General features: G+C 62.7%; 13 protein-coding genes. 2 read left to right on the top strand and 11 right to left on the bottom strand.

The genetic code is table 11. The annotated features are described in order from the left end of the window. Window positions 1-18 precede the first annotated feature (18 nt). The 9 genes from ACIOVD_RS07430 to ACIOVD_RS07390 form a co-directional block, all read right to left on the bottom strand. The gene (locus tag ACIOVD_RS07430) at window positions 19-1,221 is read right to left on the bottom strand and encodes a pyridoxal phosphate-dependent aminotransferase (protein ID WP_401126921.1); all 1,203 of its coding nucleotides are present in this window, start codon (window positions 1,219-1,221) and stop codon (window positions 19-21) included. A gap of 317 nt (window positions 1,222-1,538) precedes the next feature. Further along, the gene (locus ACIOVD_RS07425; protein WP_159996581.1) at window positions 1,539-2,951 is read right to left on the bottom strand and encodes an aldehyde dehydrogenase family protein; all 1,413 of its coding nucleotides are present in this window, start codon (window positions 2,949-2,951) and stop codon (window positions 1,539-1,541) included. Window positions 2,952-2,961: 10 nt separating this feature from the next. Further along, the gene (locus tag ACIOVD_RS07420) at window positions 2,962-4,005 is read right to left on the bottom strand and encodes a homoserine dehydrogenase (protein WP_401126919.1); all 1,044 of its coding nucleotides are present in this window, start codon (window positions 4,003-4,005) and stop codon (window positions 2,962-2,964) included. A 635-nt stretch (window positions 4,006-4,640) separates the two neighbouring features. Then, the gene (locus ACIOVD_RS07415) at window positions 4,641-5,078 is read right to left on the bottom strand and encodes an Lrp/AsnC family transcriptional regulator (RefSeq protein WP_095169858.1); all 438 of its coding nucleotides are present in this window, start codon (window positions 5,076-5,078) and stop codon (window positions 4,641-4,643) included. After that, the gene (gene thrC / locus ACIOVD_RS07410; protein WP_401126917.1) at window positions 5,075-6,469 is read right to left on the bottom strand and encodes a threonine synthase; all 1,395 of its coding nucleotides are present in this window, start codon (window positions 6,467-6,469) and stop codon (window positions 5,075-5,077) included. The genes ACIOVD_RS07415 and thrC overlap by 4 nt, the downstream gene beginning before the upstream one ends. A 16-nt stretch (window positions 6,470-6,485) precedes the next feature. After that, window positions 6,486-7,376 (bottom strand): LysR substrate-binding domain-containing protein, encoded by an 891-nt coding sequence (locus tag ACIOVD_RS07405; protein ID WP_401126915.1) that lies wholly within the window; start codon window positions 7,374-7,376, stop codon window positions 6,486-6,488. Between the two features lie 59 nt (window positions 7,377-7,435). Then, window positions 7,436-8,866 carry an amino acid permease gene (locus ACIOVD_RS07400; protein ID WP_095169855.1) on the bottom strand — a complete coding sequence of 477 codons (1,431 nt, stop codon included), beginning with the start codon at window positions 8,864-8,866 and terminating at the stop codon, window positions 7,436-7,438. A gap of 143 nt (window positions 8,867-9,009) precedes the next feature. Beyond that, window positions 9,010-10,287: a cystathionine gamma-synthase family protein gene (locus tag ACIOVD_RS07395; RefSeq protein ID WP_401126913.1), complete on the bottom strand. Its 1,278-nt coding sequence runs from the start codon at window positions 10,285-10,287 to the stop codon at window positions 9,010-9,012. Between the two features lie 176 nt (window positions 10,288-10,463). After that, window positions 10,464-12,323, bottom strand: a complete 1,860-nt coding sequence (locus ACIOVD_RS07390; RefSeq protein ID WP_401126911.1) for an ABC transporter ATP-binding protein — start codon at window positions 12,321-12,323, stop codon at window positions 10,464-10,466. Window positions 12,324-12,448: 125 nt separating this feature from the next. Here ACIOVD_RS07390 and ACIOVD_RS07385 point away from each other — a divergent pair, with 125 nt between their 5' ends. Both ACIOVD_RS07385 and ACIOVD_RS07380 read left to right on the top strand, forming a co-directional pair. Continuing rightward, window positions 12,449-12,988 (top strand): adenylate kinase, encoded by a 540-nt coding sequence (locus ACIOVD_RS07385; RefSeq protein WP_401127004.1) that lies wholly within the window; start codon window positions 12,449-12,451, stop codon window positions 12,986-12,988. 54 nt (window positions 12,989-13,042) lie between these two features. After that, complete coding sequence (locus tag ACIOVD_RS07380; protein WP_401126909.1) at window positions 13,043-13,597, top strand: DinB family protein; 555 nt, start codon at window positions 13,043-13,045, stop codon at window positions 13,595-13,597. A gap of 2 nt (window positions 13,598-13,599) precedes the next feature. Here the strand turns inward: ACIOVD_RS07380 and ACIOVD_RS07375 are convergent, their stop codons facing one another. After that, window positions 13,600-14,628, bottom strand: coding sequence for an LLM class oxidoreductase (locus tag ACIOVD_RS07375; protein ID WP_401126907.1), 1,029 nt, complete (start codon window positions 14,626-14,628; stop codon window positions 13,600-13,602). After that, window positions 14,625-16,058 (bottom strand): MFS transporter, encoded by a 1,434-nt coding sequence (locus ACIOVD_RS07370; RefSeq protein WP_401126905.1) that lies wholly within the window; start codon window positions 16,056-16,058, stop codon window positions 14,625-14,627. Before ACIOVD_RS07370 ends, ACIOVD_RS07375 begins: the two co-directional genes overlap by 4 nt. Between the last annotated feature and the right edge of the window lie 110 nt (window positions 16,059-16,168).

The raw sequence follows: 16,168 nt of genomic DNA, 5'->3' as shown, positions 1-16,168 counted from the left end.
GCGAAAGGGCGAAGAACTTCAGCGCAAGGCATCCAGCGCTTCGCGGATACGAACGACAGCTTTTTGTAGGTTTTCCCGGGAGGTGGCGAACGACAGCCGGAAGTACCCCGGCAACCCGAACGCCAACCCCGGCACGACGGCGACACCGGCATGGTTGAGCAGATAGGCCGACAACTCGACGTCATCGCTGATCACCTGCCCGTCCGGGCTGACCCGACCGAGCAGTTGGCTGCACTCGGGGAAGGCATAAAAGGCCCCTGCCGGTGCGCTCAGGCGCAAGCCGGCGCACTGGCTCAGACCGTCCACCAACAGACGACCGCGCGCGGCGTACTCGGTGGCGCTGTGCTTGACGAAATCCTGCGGGCCTTGCAGCGCGGCGCGCGATGCCTCCTGGGAAATCGCGCTGGCGCCTGAGGTGCTTTGCGACTGGATCTTGCTGATCGCGGCGATCAGCGCCTTGGGGCCGGCGGCGTAGCCGATACGCCAGCCGGTCATGGCATAGGCCTTGGCCACGCCATTGATCAGCAGGGTGCGCTCACGCAGCTGCGGGCAGGCATTGGCGAAGGACACGAACGGTTGGTCGGCGAGCAGCACGTGCTCGTAGATTTCGTCGGACATCACCAGCACATTGGGAAAGTCTTCCAGCACCTTGCCCAGCGCTTGCAGCTCGGCGAGGGAGTAGATCGCGCCGCTGGGATTGGACGGCGAGTTGAGGACCAGCCAGCGGCTCTTCTCGGTCAGCGCGGCCTGCAGCGCCTCGGCGGTCAGCTTGAAGCCGACCTCGATGCCACAGGCAATCACCTGCGGGCTGCCGCCATTCAAGGTGACGATATCGGAATAGGAGACCCAGTACGGCGCGGGGATGATCACCTCGTCACCGGCTTCCAGGGTGGCCATGAAGGTGTTGAAGATCACCTGCTTGGCGCCATTGCCCACGGTGATCTCGTCGACGCTGTAGTCCAGGCCATTCTCGCGCTGGAACTTGCTGACGATCGCCTGGCGCAAGGCCAGGGTGCCCTGGGGCGCGGTGTAGCGGGTATGGCCGTCACGCATGGCCTGGCAGGCCGCGTCGATGATGTGGGCCGGGGTATCGAAATCCGGCTCACCCAGGCTCATGTCGACAATGTCGCGACCCTGGCTGGCCAGCTCCTTGGCACGCATGGAGATAATCATGCTCGGAGAAGAAGAGATCTGCTTGACGCGTTGACTTTCAAAACTCATGAAATGCCCGCCTTCCATGGAGGTCCGCTGAAGATCATGGAGGATCGTCAAGCGCCTCGCTGTTGTTGTACGACGTAGTATGACATGCGTTTTTCTGATTTCGCAATCGCCAAGTGCCAGTGTTTTTTTTCCACGCAAAAAAGCCCGTCATCCCACGATAACCAGTGGTTATCGTGGGATGACGGGCTTGATGGGTCTAGATGAGGGTGATGGCAGCGCTAGGTTCAAGCAGAAAAAAATCGCTGCCTGGGTTGCTTAACCCCGAAAGAGGTACGATGACTTAACGACCTCTTCCGGGAACTGAGACCTTCCAGCACCTAGGCCGGCGTATTGAGGCACACCACCTTGGGCTGGGTCATTTCCTCATAGGCAAAGCGCACCCCTTCGCGTCCCAGGCTGCCGTACTTGGAGCCGCCGAACGGCATCGCATCGAAGCGGTAATCGGAGGAGTCGTTGATCATCACCCCCCCCGCCTCGATCCGCCGAGCAGCGCTCATGGCCGTGGCCAGGTTACCGGTGAAGATCCCTGCGTGCAGGCTGTACTCCGGCTCGTTGGCCAGCGCGATGGCCTCATCGAAACTGTCGAAGGGTTGCAGGACCACCACCGGGGCAAACACTTCATCGCGCCACAACCGGCTGGCGTGATCGACATTCTCCAGCACCGTTGCCGCGTAGCAGGAACCTTGGCGGCGATGACCGCAGAGCAGCGTGGCGCCCTCGCGCAAGGCTTCGTTGACTACCTGCTCGGCATTCTGTGCGGCCTGCGGGGTGATCATCGGCCCGATATCAGTGCTCGCCAAGGCAGGATCACCGGCGACCAGCGCCTCGGCCTGGCGCACGAAGCCTTCGCGAAAGGCCTCATAGACCGACGCCTGGACCAACAGGCGCTGGGTGCCGATGCAGTTCTGCCCGGCCGCCCAGAACGCCCCGGACACACAACTGTCGATCGCCGCCGGCAAGTCGCAGTCGCCCATCACGATCACCGGCGCATTGCCGCCCAGGTCCATGGCCAGCTTCTTCAGGCCGGCGGTGCGGGCAATCTTTTCGCCGGTGACGAAGCCGCCGGTGAAGGAAATCATCCGCACCTCGCGGGCGGCCACCAGCGCGCGGCCCAACTCGGCCCCACCGGTAGCGACCGTGACGACCGCCTCCGGCAGCCCGGCTTGCACCAGGTAATCCACCAGGCGCAGGGCCGACAAGGGCGCCAGCTCCGAGGGCTTGAGGATCACCGCATTGCCCCCGGCAATCGCCGGGCCGAGCTTGTGCGCCACCAGGTTCAGTGGATCGTTGTACGGGGTAATCGCGACGATCAGGCCCAACGGCTCACGGGTGAACCAGCCCTGGCGTGACTCGGAGCCTTCATAGGCATCGAACGGCACCACTTCGCCGGCGTTGCGCTTGGCCTCCTCGGCCGACAACTTGAGGGTATTGACGCAGCGCTTGACCTCTTTTTGCGCCTGCACTTGGGTCTTGCCGGCTTCCTCGACAATCAGCCGGGCAAAGCCCTGGGCGTCGCGCTCGATGGCCAGCGCGGCCTGCTCGAGAATCCGTGCGCGACGATGGCGCGGCAGCGCGGCGCAGAGGCGCGCGCCATGCCGGCCCTGCTCCAGCAGCTGCGGGACCTGGGCCGCATCCACCTTGACAACCGTGCCGACGACGCTGCCGTCAAACGGGTTCAACACATCGATGTGCGGTTCAACAACCGCCAGGGCCAGACGCGATAGGTTCACAGGCTTTCTCCTAGTGGGTGACCACGGATTGGTGCAGGCTGATGATGTCCGACAACAACGCGTACGCAGTTTCCATGCGCCCGGCGCCCGGCCCCGAGACCGTCACTGCACCGAGCAATGGGCTGGTGAACGACACGGCGTTAGTGGCGCCGCTGATCGCGGCCAATGGGTGGTCGTTGCGCAACAAGCGCGGTTCGACCCGGGCACTGACCGAGCCGTCGGCCTGACGCGTGGCGGCGCCAATCAGCTTCCAGCGCGCACCCTCCTGGCGAGCCTTGGCGATGTCGTCCAGGGTCAGGGCGCTGATGCCCTGGCAACTGACATCGCTGACCTGCAGCTTGGCGTCCAGCAGTTCATTGGCCAGGATCACCACCTTGAGGCGCACGTCGTAACCTTCGACATCGGCGCTCGGATCGGCTTCGGCGTAACCCAGTTCCTGTGCCTGGCGCACCGCCTCGGAAAACCCCAGGCCGCCCTCCATACAGGTCAGGACGAAGTTGGAAGTACCGTTGAGAATGCCCTCGAAGCCGTTGATCGCACTGCCGGCCAGGGTCTGTTTGGCCAGGCGGATCACCGGTGTGCCGCTCATCACCGAACCTTCGTATTCAAACGCCACCTTGTTGCGCAGGGCCAGGGCCTTGAGCTCGGCACCGTGCAGGGCAATCGGCCCCTTGTTGGTGGTCACCACATGCTTGCCGGCCTCCAGGGCCCAACGGCAGAACGAGGTAGCAGGCTCGCCATCCACTGGATTGGTAAAGGTCGCCTCGGCAATGATGTCTGCCCCCGAATCCTTGATCACCGCCTCATTCAACGCCTCGACCGTGCCACCAGGCAACTGGGCCAAAGCCCCCTTGACCGCCGGCAACCGGGCCAGCACTCCAGCGTCCAGGCCTTCACGGCCAATCAACGAACCCAGGAACAAGTCAGTCACCCCGACAATCTTGAGGCTGAAACCCAGCTCGGTTTTCCAGTCTTCATTACGCTCGGCAATCAGTTGGGCCAACGCCCGGTTGACACCACCGAAGCCGACCAGCGCCAGTTTGTATTCAGTCATTTTGTTATTGCCCTTGATCCGGAAGATGGGTTGTTGGGCACTAGATTAGGCGGCGGGCCTGGGCAGTGAAATAGGCCAATTTGCTCTATTTCCTGAGCGTTTTGCCCAGGGTTTGCGCAATTTCACACGCCGTTGCGGGGGGCTCCCAGAGTGTGGTTTTGGGTGTTCGCAGATTTTGTGTACTGCCACTTATTTTGTGGGAGCGAGCCTGCCCGCGATGGCGGTGGGTCAGGCAGTATCGAGGTTGGATGGGGCGGCCTCATCGCGGGCAAGCCGCAAGCGGGCGCCCGCTCCCACAATGATTTTGGCTGTTCACAGATTCTGTATGCACCACATCAAACCTGTGGGAGCGGGCTTGCCCGCGATGGCGGTGGGTCAGGCAGTATCGCGGTTGGATGGGCCGGCCTCATCGCGGGCAAGCCGCAAGCGGGCGCCCGCTCCCACAGTGGTTTTGGCTGTTCACAGATTCTGTATACACCACATCAAACCTGTGGGAGCGGGCTTGCCCGCGATGGCGGTGGGTCAGGCAGTATCAAGGTTGGAGGCCGGCCTCATCGCGGGCAAGCGGAGCGCCGCCCGGCCCGCTCCCACAATGACTCCAGGGGTTCGCAGAGTTTGCATACCCCCGACTCGCCCTAAACCACCGAAGACAACACAAACGAGGTCACGGTGTTTTCCACCCCAGGCAGTGCCGAAATCTGCTTCCAGACCTTGTGCACCCGCTCGGGGCTGGCGGCGCCGACGCGGAGCATCAGGTCGAACTCACCGCTCATCACATCGCACTGGATGACTTCCGGGATCGCTCGCAGCGCCTGCAGCACCTCGGCCCCGCGCATGCGGTCGTAGCGGTAGACAAAGATCACCGCATTGATGTGCGAGGCGCCGGAATGCCCCTCGCCCGTGCGTACCGTATACCCCTGGATCGCACCGTCGCGCTCGAGTCGTTCGATGCGCTGGCGCACGGCATTGCGCGACAGGTTGACCTTGGCCGCCAGCTCCGCATGGGCGGCCCGGGCATTGAGCCGCAGCTCGGCGATGATGCGCTCATCGAGGGGATCGAGAATACGTTTCACCGGGCCTCCCAGGGCAGCGCGCCCAGGCGCTGGCGAAGTGTTTGCAAATCATCCGCCTCGATCCGAGACGCCCCGCCGCCGCCCTGCTCCACCACCGGGGCAGGCATCATGGGCAGGACGATCCCCAGCTCGGCGAGCAACTGCGCCGACTTGCCGGGAGCGATCTCGCCCAGGGTCACCATCGGCGCCACCAGGCTGCGGCGATAGAGCCGGGCCGCGAGCACCCCGGTCGCCGTGTGGGGATCGATGACGTAGCCGGTGTCGCGGTACAGCGCGCTGATTTCCTGCACCGTCTCGGCATCGCTGACCGCGTAGGAGTCAATGATCATCCGCGCCTGTAACCAGCATTCGTTGGCCATGCGCATCTCGCCAGTGGCCTCGAACCCGGCCATCAGCGCACTCACCGCCTGGCCATCTTGCCCATAAAGCGCCCAGAGCAAACGCTCGAGGTTGGAGAAAATCGACAGGTCCATGGCCGGCGACAGGGTCTGGTTGGCGTGCGACCGGCAGTAGTAATTCTTCAGGAACAGCTGGTGCAGCGCGTCATTCTGGTTGGTCGCGACAATGATCTGGGTAATCGGCAGCCCCATCTTCTGCGCAATGTACCCGGCATACACCTGGGCAAAACTCGCCGCCGGCACGCTGACGCCGATGGGCCGCTGACCGCCACCGAGTTGCAACACCCCATGGAAATAGAACACCAGTTGCGCCAGCACACTGACCCAGTTGCTGGAGTTGAAGCTGACCGCCTGCAAGTCGGCGCACGGCCACTGCTGGAATAGCTGACTGACCAGGGTCTGGCACTGATCGAAGCTGCCGTTGACCGCGAACCTGTGGACCCTGGGCCGGTTCACCGCCTGCAACTGCTGCCACTGCTGCGGCGCCACGCCAGTCTGCGGGTAAAGCAGCACCACTTCGGCTTGCGCGCAATGCTTGAATGCCTCGATGGCCGCCAGCCCGGTGTCGCCATTGGTGGCCCCCAGCACCACGGCCCGGCGCTGGCGTTTGCGCAAGAAGTGCTGCACCAGCTGCGCCTGCAGTTGCGCGGCAAAGTCCTTGGAGGAACCCGTGGGCCCGTGGAACAGCTCCAGCACCCACTCATTGCGGTCGACCTGGTGCAGGGGCGCTATCGCACGATGACTGAAACCGCGGCAGGCAGCCTTGAGCAATGGGCGTAAATCCGCTTCGGCAATCGCCTCACCGATAAACGGCTGCAACACCCGCCAGGCCAGTTCGTCATAGGCCAAGGTCGACCAGTTGGCAATGTCCTGCGGGCTGAAGTGCGGAAGGTCGACGGGGACGTACAGCCCCCCATCGTCGGCCAGTCCGGATAACACGACTTTTTCGAAGTCAGCCTCTACGGCCGAACTGCGGGTACTTACATAACGCATGGTTGGCTCCGGCCATTCATTTGTGACGATGTGCCTGCTCCACCAGCCAGGTGGCAAACATGATCGCGTCGGGGTGTTCGTCGGTGCCGGCACCGCGCACCAGGTAGAACGACTCGCTGGCTTCGATGCGCTGGGCGAAGGGTTCCACCAGGCGCCCGTCCTCGAGCATCTCGAGCACCATCGAGGAGCGGGCCAGGGCAATGCCCTGCCCCAGCTCGGCCATGCGCAAGGTCGAGATCAGGGTGTCGAACTGCATGCCGGTCGAGGAATCGACGCTGTCGGCGCCAACCATCTTCAACCAGTAGCCCCACCCTTCTTCGTAGCCCAGCACGTGCAGCAGCGGATGCTGGGCCACGTCGGCCGGGACCTTGAGCGCCGAGCGCGCCATCAGCGCTGGCGAGCAGACCGGGAACAGGCTGTCCCAGGTCAGGCGCTGCGCCACCAGGCCGGGCCAATGGCCGTGACCCCAGCGAATCTCCATGTCGTCCTCGCCGTCCAGTTCCTTGACCCAGATATTGCTGATGTAGCGGATGTCGACATGCGGATGGGCCTGGCGGAACCCCACCAGCCTGGGCGCCAGCCAGTGCACGAAAAACGACAGGCTGCCGCGCACCTTGATCGGCCGGCGCTTGTGCTGGCCGAAAATTTCGTTGGTGCCCACGGCCAGCCGGGTGATCGCGTCCTGCACCACGGGCAGGTAGGCCTGCCCTTCCTCGGTCAACCCCAGGCCACGAGGCAAGCGCTTGAACAGCGCCACCCCGAGATGGCTTTCGAGCTGGCGGATCTGCTGGCTGACGGCGCCCTGGGTGAGGAACAACTCGTCGGCGGCGTGGGTGAAGTTCAGGCAGCGGGCGGACACCTCGAAGGCCCGCAACCAGTTCAACGGGGGTAAGGTTTTTTGCTTCATGGCCTGGACCTCTGTGACACCCCCGCACCGAGCGAACCTGCCCAGCCCGCCGACGGTTACTAGAACGCATCGGACGGTTGTGCCAAGGGGGCAAGCGCCAAGCGGCGCTCACGGCTTTTGCGGGTAATGTAATACACGAAGTAGCACCAGGCGATGAAGGGCAAGCCGAAGTACAGGGCCACGCGCTGCTCAGGGTCGAAGGCGATCCCGATGCAGGCCAGGCTGCAGCAGACCAACGCCCCCAAAGGCACCCACGGATAACCGCGGACCCGGAACTTGAGGTCGTGGATATCGCCGCCGTTGGCCACGTAGTGTCGACGAAAGGCGATCTGGCTCGCAGCGATGCTCATCCAGACCACCACCACGGCCAGCCCGGAGATCGATACCAGTGCCAGGTAGATGGTGTCGGCGGCAAACACACTGCTGAGCAGCGAGGCGGCGCCCCCGGCCATGCTCACGATGATCGCGTTGAGCGGCGTGCCCATGCGGGTCAGGGCCGAGAATTGCTTGGGCAGGTGTCCCTGGTCGCTGAGGGTCCAGAGCATCCGCGAGGCGGCGTACAACCCGGAGTTGGCTGCCGACAGCAAGGCCGTGATGATCACGAAGTTCATGATGTCGGCGGAGTACGGAATGCCGATGTAGGTGAACACCGTGACAAACGGGCTCTCCACCAGCCCGGCCTGCTCACGGGGCAACAGGGTCGCGAGGACAAAGATGGTGCCGACAAAAAAGATCGCCAGGCGCAGCACTGTGGTGCGGATGGCCCGCGGTACATTGCGTTGCGGGTCCTTGGTTTCACCGGCGGCGATGCCGATCAACTCGGTGCCGGAGAAGGCAAAGGCCACCGCCAGCAAGGTCATGGCAATCGGCATGAAGCCGGTGGGGAACAAGCCTTCACGGGTGAAGTTGCCCAGGCCGATGCTGTGCACCTGGTCGATGTTCAACAGGCCGAGAATCGCCCCGCCGCCAATCACCAGGAACACCACCACCGTTATCACCTTGATCAGCGACAACCAGAATTCGGTCTCGGCAAACAGGCGCACGGAAATCACGTTGGTCAGGAACACCACCCCGGCAAACAGGGCGCTCCAGATCCACACCGCAGTGTCCGGGAACCAGCGCGTCATGAGGATGCCGGCGGCGGTGAACTCCGAACCGATGGCCACCGTCCAGGTCAGCCAGTAGAGCCAGGCCACCGTGTAGCCGGTGCCCGGGCCGAGAAAGCGCGTGGCGTAGGTGCTGAAGGAGCCGGTTTCCGGCATCTGCACCGCCAGTTCGCCGAGGCACATCATGACCATGTAGACCATCAGCGCGCCAATGATGTACGCAATCACCGCGCCCAGCGGGCCGGCCTGGTTGACGGTGTAGCCAGAGGTGAGGAACAGTCCGGTGCCAATCACGCCGCCCAATGCCAGCATGACGATGTGGCGGGTCTGCATTTCCTGTTTGAAACCGGAACGCGGGTCGAGTTGTTGTTCTTTTATGGACATGGTTGTTCTCATGAAAGGGGTTAGGGCACGCACTGGCGCCTGCGCTCGGTTGCCCGGCAGAGGCGCACCCAGGTTTTATTGTTATGGCTCTTCATGAAGTCCCCACGGGCGGTCTCGCCGTGGGGCTGGTGATCCCTCACTCGTCAGCCTGCGACCTCGGCGCTCGACGGATTGCAGGTAACACGCGCCATCGATGCGCTTTGCTCCTCGCGAATGCGCCGGACATGGGCAAACGCCTGCTGCAGATCCGCCAGCAGGTCATCGGTGTCTTCGATGCCGACCGAGACCCGCACCAATCCTTCGGAAATCCCCAGGGCGAGACGCTCCTCCAGGGTGTTCTCGACGTGGCTGGTGGTGCGGGCCGGGCCGTAGATGGTTTCCACCGCCCCCAGGTTGCCCGCGCAATGGGCATACCGCAGGCGTGGCAGCAGCACCTTGACCGTGTCCATGCCCCCCACCAGCACGAAGCTGACGATGGCGCCAAAACCACGCATCTGCGCAGCCGCGACACTGTGGTTCGGGTGGTTGGGCAACCCGGGGTAGCTGACCGACTCCACCAGCGCTTCGCTGCACAGGTAGTCCGCCAGGACGCGGGCGCTGTGCTGCTGTTGGCGCATGCGCAGCACCAGGGTCTTGATGCCACGAATGATCAGGTAGGCCGAGAATGGGTCGAGGGACGCACCATTGATTTCCCGGTAATGCCGGACCTGCGCCATCAGGGTTTCACTGCCGCACACCAGGCCGCCAAGCACGTCGCCATGGCCGCTGAGAAACTTGGTCGCGCTGTGGATCACCACATCCACGCCCAGCGCCAGGGGGTTCTGGTTCAGGGGGGTGGCGAAGGTATTGTCGGCCACCACCAGCGCACCGACACGCTTGGCCGCGGCGACCAGGCGCTGGATGTCGAGAATTTTCAGGGTCGGGTTGGTCGGCGTTTCCAGGTACAGCACACGACAGCCCTTGGCGATTTGCGCTTCGATCTCGGCGTGATCGAAGGTCTCGCACAAGGTCACTTGAACGCCCATGCGCGGCAGGAACTCTTCGAAGATCTTGTTGGTGCCGCCGTAGCTGTCCTTGGTCGACACCACCCGGTCACCATTGGCCAGGAAGGTGTAGAGCACACTGCTGATGGCCGCCATGCCGCTGCTGAACGCCACCGCGGACTCGGCCTGTTCCAGCTGGCGGATCTTCGCTTCGAGGGTCTCCACCGTCGGGTTGCTCATGCGGCTGTAGATGAAGCCTGGGGCCTTGCCCAACGCCACGTCGTACCAGACGTCGATGTCGTCGTAGGCATAGGCGGCACTGGCAACGATCGGCGTTTGCGTGGCGTTGTAGGGATGCCCGCCCTGCTCCCCGCCCCAGACCGCACGGGTCCCCGCGCCGGCCTGGGTGAGTCCTGCGCTGTCAGGTTTTTTATTCATAGAGACTACTCGCACTAAGGATGGCGAGCGTTCAGCCACTCACCGGGTATGGCGGCCAATATAGGGAAATACGCCGCCCCCGAGAAACGATGGAATCGGTGGCAAAGGGGCGGTTTTTTTAATGGCTGGGGGACGGGCTGAACGGTCAGGCTCCCACCTGCGGCGCCCCTTCAGGCTCATACCTGATCCATAGCCTCGACCACGCCGTTGTCCTCCCCCAGGAAGCCGCCGCTTTGATGCTGCCACAGCCGCGCATAAACGCCGTTCTTGCCGAGCAACTCGGTGTGGGTACCTTCTTCGATGATGCGTCCGTCATCCATGACGATGAGCCGGTCCATGGCCGCAATCGTCGACAGTCGATGGGCGATGGCGATTACCGTCTTGCCCTGCATCATTTCATCGAGGCTTTCCTGAATAGCCACTTCGACTTCCGAGTCCAGCGCGCTGGTGGCCTCGTCCAGCAGCAGGATCGGAGCGTTCTTGAGCATCACCCGGGCAATCGCGACGCGTTGGCGCTGGCCGCCGGACAGCTTGATGCCCCGCTCACCCACCAGGGTGTCGTAGCCGGTGTGGCCTTGTCGGTCACTCAGTTGGTTGATGAACCCATCGGCCTGGGCATTGGCCGCGGCGCTGCGGACCTGCGCGTCGGTCGCATCGGGACGGCCGTAGGCGATGTTGTCGCGAATGGAACGATGCAGCAGGGAGGTATCCTGCGTGACCATGCCGATGGAGGCACGCAGGCTGTCTTGTGTCACCTTTGCGATGTTCTGGCCGTCGATGCGAATCTCCCCGCTGTCGACGTCATAGAAACGCAGCAGCAAGTTGATCAGCGTGGACTTGCCAGCACCAGAGCGACCCACCAGGCCGATTTTTTCACCAGGGCGGATACTCAGGCTCAAGCCATCGAGCACCTGGCGTTCGCCACTGTAGTTGAAGCTGACCTTATCGAAGGTGACCGCGCCACCGCTGGTCATTAGCACGCCGGCATCTGGCGCGTCCTGCACCTTGGCGCCCTGGGTCAGCGTCGCCATGCCATCCTGCACGGTGCCGATGCTTTCGAACAGCGAGGTCATTTGCCACATGACCCAGTTCGACATGCCGTTGATACGCAATGCCATGGCAATGATTGCCGCCACGGCACCGGCGCCGATCTCGCCCTGATGCCATAACCACAGGGCATAACCCCCTGCCGCCATGATCAACGCCACCACCAGTGCCTGGTTGACGATATCGAACAGGCTGACCAGGCGCATCTGGCGAAAGCCGGTTTGCTTGAAATCCTCCATCGCTGCACGCGCGAAGTGCGCCTCACGATTGGAGTGGGAGAATAGTTTCACCGTCGTGATGTTGGTGTAGGCGTCCGAGATACGCCCGGTCATCATCGACCGCGCGTTGGCTTGTTCCTGCCCGACTTTCCCCAGACGAGGCACGAAGTACAGCATGGCCACGCTGAACAATACGACCCAGGCAATAAAAGGCAGCATCAGCTTCAGGGCGAAGCCGCCGGCCAGGGCGATGATCGCAATCAAGTACACGCCGATCCCGGGGGCGATCTCGATAAGGGTAAACAGCACATCGCGCACCGCTAGCGCAGTTTGCATCACCTTGGTCGTGACTCGACCGGAAAACTCATCGGAAAAAAAAGACAGGCTTTGCCGCAGCATCAGGCGATGGAAGTCCCAGCGCAGGCGCAACGGCAAGTTGATCGCCAATATCTGGTGCTGCACCATGGTGCGCAGCGCGACCAGGACGACACTGGTCACCATGACGATGCCCATGCCCCACAACACGCGACGTTCCTGCGCCGCCGCTGCACCGCCCGCCTGCCAGGTCGAGAGCAGGTCCACGACCTGCCCGAGGAAGTAAAACAACCAGGCTTCGTAGATCGACACACCGGCACTCAGTAGCGCCAGCGCCAGGATGTAACCACGAGCACCCCGCGTACAGGCCCACAAAAAGCGAGCCAGGCCGGCGGGTGGCGGTGGCACCTCATCTGGCGGAAAGGGGTCGAGCCTTCGTTCAAACGCACCCAGCATGGTGATCTCCAAAACCATCCAGTCTAGTCCGTTCGACAAAACACGAGAAGCCTGGCGGTTTTTCGAGCGGCGGTTATGGGGTATCGTGCCGACCTCAGAACCGGCTGGTATTCATGGAGGAAAAATTGCGGATCTACATTACCGGTGCGTCGTGTGCGGGCGTGACCACATTGGGGCAAAACCTCGCAACCCTGCTGGGTGTTCGGCAGGTCGATGTCGATGATTTTTTCTGGATGCCCACCAACCCTCCGTTTACCACCAAGCGACCTGCCGACGAGCGCGTGTCATTGATCCAGCAGGAGTTCGCTGACGAAGATTGGCTGCTGACCGGTTCTTGTTTGGGTTGGGGAGATGCGCTGATCCGCCAGGTCGATCTGATTGTGTTCGTTGCAACTCCAACGCCGGTTCGCCTTGAACGGCTGGCCGCCCGGGAACAGCAGCGCTTTGGCGATCGCATCGCACCCGGCGGCGACATGCATGAGATACACGTGGCCTTTCGGGAATGGGCTGCGCAGTATGACAATCCGGACTTTGCAGGACGCAACCGAGCGTGGCACGAGGCGTGGTTATCCAAACAAACGGCACCAGTCCTGCGGATCGACGGGGCCAACAGTGCTGAACAGATGGCAGCGGATGTGATTGCTGCATTGTCGCAAGTATCGTAGTCACTCGTAACCGAGCCGGCTTCCCCGCTAGCTGCTGGTAAAAGGATGAGCACCATGACCCGCACCCGCCACATCCACCTGATGGCAACCTATAACCAGTGGATGAACAGCAGGATTTATCAGGCCGCCCGGAGCCTGCCAGACGAAGAACTGTGCATGGATCGTAAAGCCTTCTTTGGTTCGATTCTGCGGACCTTGAACCACCTGGTGGCAGGCGACACGGTCTGGCTGCAGCGCTTCGCCACGCACCCAGCGAACTACCTGGCACTGGGTGCGATTGGCCAATTTCCCGTCAGCAGCCTGGACCAGTTGCTGTTCCCGGATATCCGCGAACTGTCGGCACATCGAGAGTGGCTCGATGAGCAAATTGTCGAGTGGTCTGGCTGCATTACCGAGTCGGACCTGGATCACACCCTCCATTACAGCAGCATGAAGGGTGTACCTGCCGACAAGGACTTCTACGCGTTGCTCATGCACTTTTTCAACCATCAGACCCATCACCGCGGACAAGTGACGACCTTGCTGTCACAGGCGGGTGTCGACATCGGGGACACGGACCTGGTCATACTTGTTCCGTCCGAGCCTGGCGCACTGGATAGCTCGCGCTGAACTCACCATGCCACCTTGAAGCCCGCAGGCCCCTGATGCGACGGAAACAGTGGCAGGACTTCTTCGGCCAGTTCCTGGACGACTTCTGCGGCCGGTCGCTGGGAGAACTGGATGCCCAAGGCGGCATGGTTGACCCCGGCAGCGCGCCACTCACCCAGCAACTCAATCAAGCCTTTACGCCCGGTACGCAGCACATATCCCCCCTGTATCGGCGTGCGGGGATGGTTGGGGTCGTCAACCAGATCGAGCCACTCATTGGTCATGTGGGGCCGGAACCCGCCGTCTGCAATCAACCCCCGCCAGGCCTGGATCTTTGCCGCCAGGCGTTTCGGCCCTTCAGGTGTATGGGTTGCTTCGGGAAAGGTCAGCCAGCCATCCGCCTGTTCTGCGATCCAGGCGGGTGACTGGCGGGACGAACCGGTCACCATCAAGGGTATGACTCCCGCCACCGGTTGCGGTAAGAACTCAGCGCCGGTGATCCGGCCCAAGGGCGAATCGACGAGGGGCGTTTGCCCACCGGTGAGCTGACGAAAATACGCCACCGCCTGGGCAAACCGTTCGCCACGCTCGGCGTGCTGCAGACCATAGGCGGGAAACTCAAGCGGCCGGTCACCCGAGGCAATGCCCAGGACCAGGCGCCCACCCGAAAGCTGGTCGATCGTCGCCGAGGCCTTCGCCAGGTCGATGGGATGGCGCAGCGAAAAAATCGCACTGCCGGTTGCCAACGCAATCGTCTTGGTCTGGGCGGCAAGGAACGCCAAGTAAGTGAAGGGGTCGAACACCTGGCCGGCATCACCGAACGCCGGATCGAACAGCGGCACGTCCCTCACCCAGACGGCGGCAAAACCCAGGCGGTCAATGTCCCTGACCATCTGCGCCTGCCCCGCCAGCACCGCCATGTCACCTTGATAGAAGCGCAAGGGCAGGAAAATCCCCAGAGTCAGTTCATCGGACGCGAACATGCGTCGGTAGCCGGGATGGCTGGCGAACGCCCAAGAGGATTTGCCGACGCCGTGATCGATGCAATTCATGCTCGCTCTCCAGGTTCAGGCGCCTGGAGCGGGCGAGGTAAAGAGGATGCACCCGCAGACTTGCCGGGCAGGATGAGCGCGGCACAGACCACACCGATCACCACCATGCCGGCGGAGACCAAAATGGCATAGCTGAAGCCTTGCACCGCGCTTCCACCATCGGCCAGCACGGCGATGCTGACTGCCACACCCATCGCCAGGCCCACGGCTGAACCCACCTCTTGAGTGGTGGTCAGCATGCCGCCGGCCAAGCCGTGGTCGACCGCATCAATGCCCTCGATCCCGGCCACCGTCCAGGCGGGAAACGCGACCCCGTAGCCAATCCCCGCCAACAAGGTGCCGGGAAGAATCGAAGTAGCCCAGGAGGCGTCCGCTGCCAGTGAGGCACCCAGCAGCGCCAGACCGCCGATGAACAGGGTCATGCCGCCGAGGATGACCGGCTTGGTAGTGACCCTGGCGATCAGGCTCGGCCCGACCCAGGCGCTGGAGAGCGTGAAGGCAATCGCCATCGGCAGCAGCCCCATTCCGGTCTGGGTGGCGCTGAAGCCGAGGATTTCCTGCATGTACAGCGCCACGACCACAAAGGTCGGACCCAGCGCGGTGTTCGCCAGCAGCGAGACCAGGTTGGCCCCGCCGGTCATGCGCCGCCAGAAAATCGGGATCGGCATCAACGGCTGTTTGACCTTGCTTTCGACCCAGACGAACAAGGCCAGCAACCCCATGGCCAGGGCGATCAATCCATAGGTGATGGGCGACGCGAGGCCCACGTGTTCGCTGTTGGCAAAGGCGAACACCAGCGTTGCAGCCCCCGCCGCGACCAGCACTGCACCGCCGGCGTCCAGGCGCCCCGCAGCCCTTGCCCCCTCGCGCTGACCCACCGGGAGATTACCCGCCAGGGCAATCACCAACACGCCAACGGGCACGTTGATCCACAGCACCCAGCGCCAGCCCATGAGGTCAGTGATGATGCCACCCAGGATCAAGCCCGCGACAAATCCTGTCGCGGCCACGGCCGTCCAGGCCCCCAGCGCTCGATTACGCGATTGCTCATCGGTAAACAGGGCCAGCAATAACGAAAAGGCCGCTGGCGAAAACAACGCCGCACCAAAACCCTGCAAGGCCCGGGTGAAGATCAGCATCGCCGGGCTCTGTGAAAAACCCCCGAGCAACGAACCGAGGGTAAAGATAACCAGCCCGAGCAGAAACACGCGCCGGCGGCCAAACAGGTCGGCCGCTCGCCCACCCAGCAGCAGGAACCCGGCAATGGCCACGCCGTACGCATTGATCACCCACTGCAAGGCGCCGGGGGTAAAGCCCAGGCTTTGCTGAATCTGCGGCAAGGGAATCATGGTGATAGAGAAGTCGAGCAGTGCAACGAATTGGGTGGTGCACAGCAATATGAGGCAGAGCCGCCAACGAGGGTTGTTCATACAGGCATCCTGATAGATATAGTTTTACTAAAGCTTCTTAGTCGCGCTAAACGAACGGTATAATCGCTGGCGTGCTGCTCCAGCGGAAACGATCATTTCTGCGCACTGAC

It is taken from the genome of Pseudomonas sp. NPDC087626 (genome assembly GCF_044743405.1).
Classification (GTDB): Bacteria; Pseudomonadota; Gammaproteobacteria; order Pseudomonadales; family Pseudomonadaceae; genus Aquipseudomonas.
The sequence above is the reverse complement of the archived record's forward strand: the minus strand, read 5'-3'. Positions and strand labels throughout refer to the sequence as shown.

Coding starts and splice junctions, on each gene's coding strand:
- ACIOVD_RS07430 (WP_401126921.1), bottom strand. CDS start 1,221: ATGAGTTTTGAAAGTCAACGCGTCAAGCAGATCTCTTCTTCTCCGAGC.
- ACIOVD_RS07420 (WP_401126919.1), bottom strand. CDS start 4,005: ATGACTGAATACAAACTGGCGCTGGTCGGCTTCGGTGGTGTCAACCGG.
- thrC (WP_401126917.1), bottom strand. CDS start 6,469: ATGCGTTATGTAAGTACCCGCAGTTCGGCCGTAGAGGCTGACTTCGAA.
- ACIOVD_RS07405 (WP_401126915.1), bottom strand. CDS start 7,376: ATGAAGCAAAAAACCTTACCCCCGTTGAACTGGTTGCGGGCCTTCGAG.
- ACIOVD_RS07400 (WP_095169855.1), bottom strand. CDS start 8,866: ATGTCCATAAAAGAACAACAACTCGACCCGCGTTCCGGTTTCAAACAG.
- ACIOVD_RS07395 (WP_401126913.1), bottom strand. CDS start 10,287: ATGAATAAAAAACCTGACAGCGCAGGACTCACCCAGGCCGGCGCGGGG.
- ACIOVD_RS07390 (WP_401126911.1), bottom strand. CDS start 12,323: ATGCTGGGTGCGTTTGAACGAAGGCTCGACCCCTTTCCGCCAGATGAG.
- ACIOVD_RS07380 (WP_401126909.1), top strand. CDS start 13,043: ATGACCCGCACCCGCCACATCCACCTGATGGCAACCTATAACCAGTGG.
- ACIOVD_RS07375 (WP_401126907.1), bottom strand. CDS start 14,628: ATGAATTGCATCGATCACGGCGTCGGCAAATCCTCTTGGGCGTTCGCC.
- ACIOVD_RS07370 (WP_401126905.1), bottom strand. CDS start 16,058: ATGAACAACCCTCGTTGGCGGCTCTGCCTCATATTGCTGTGCACCACC.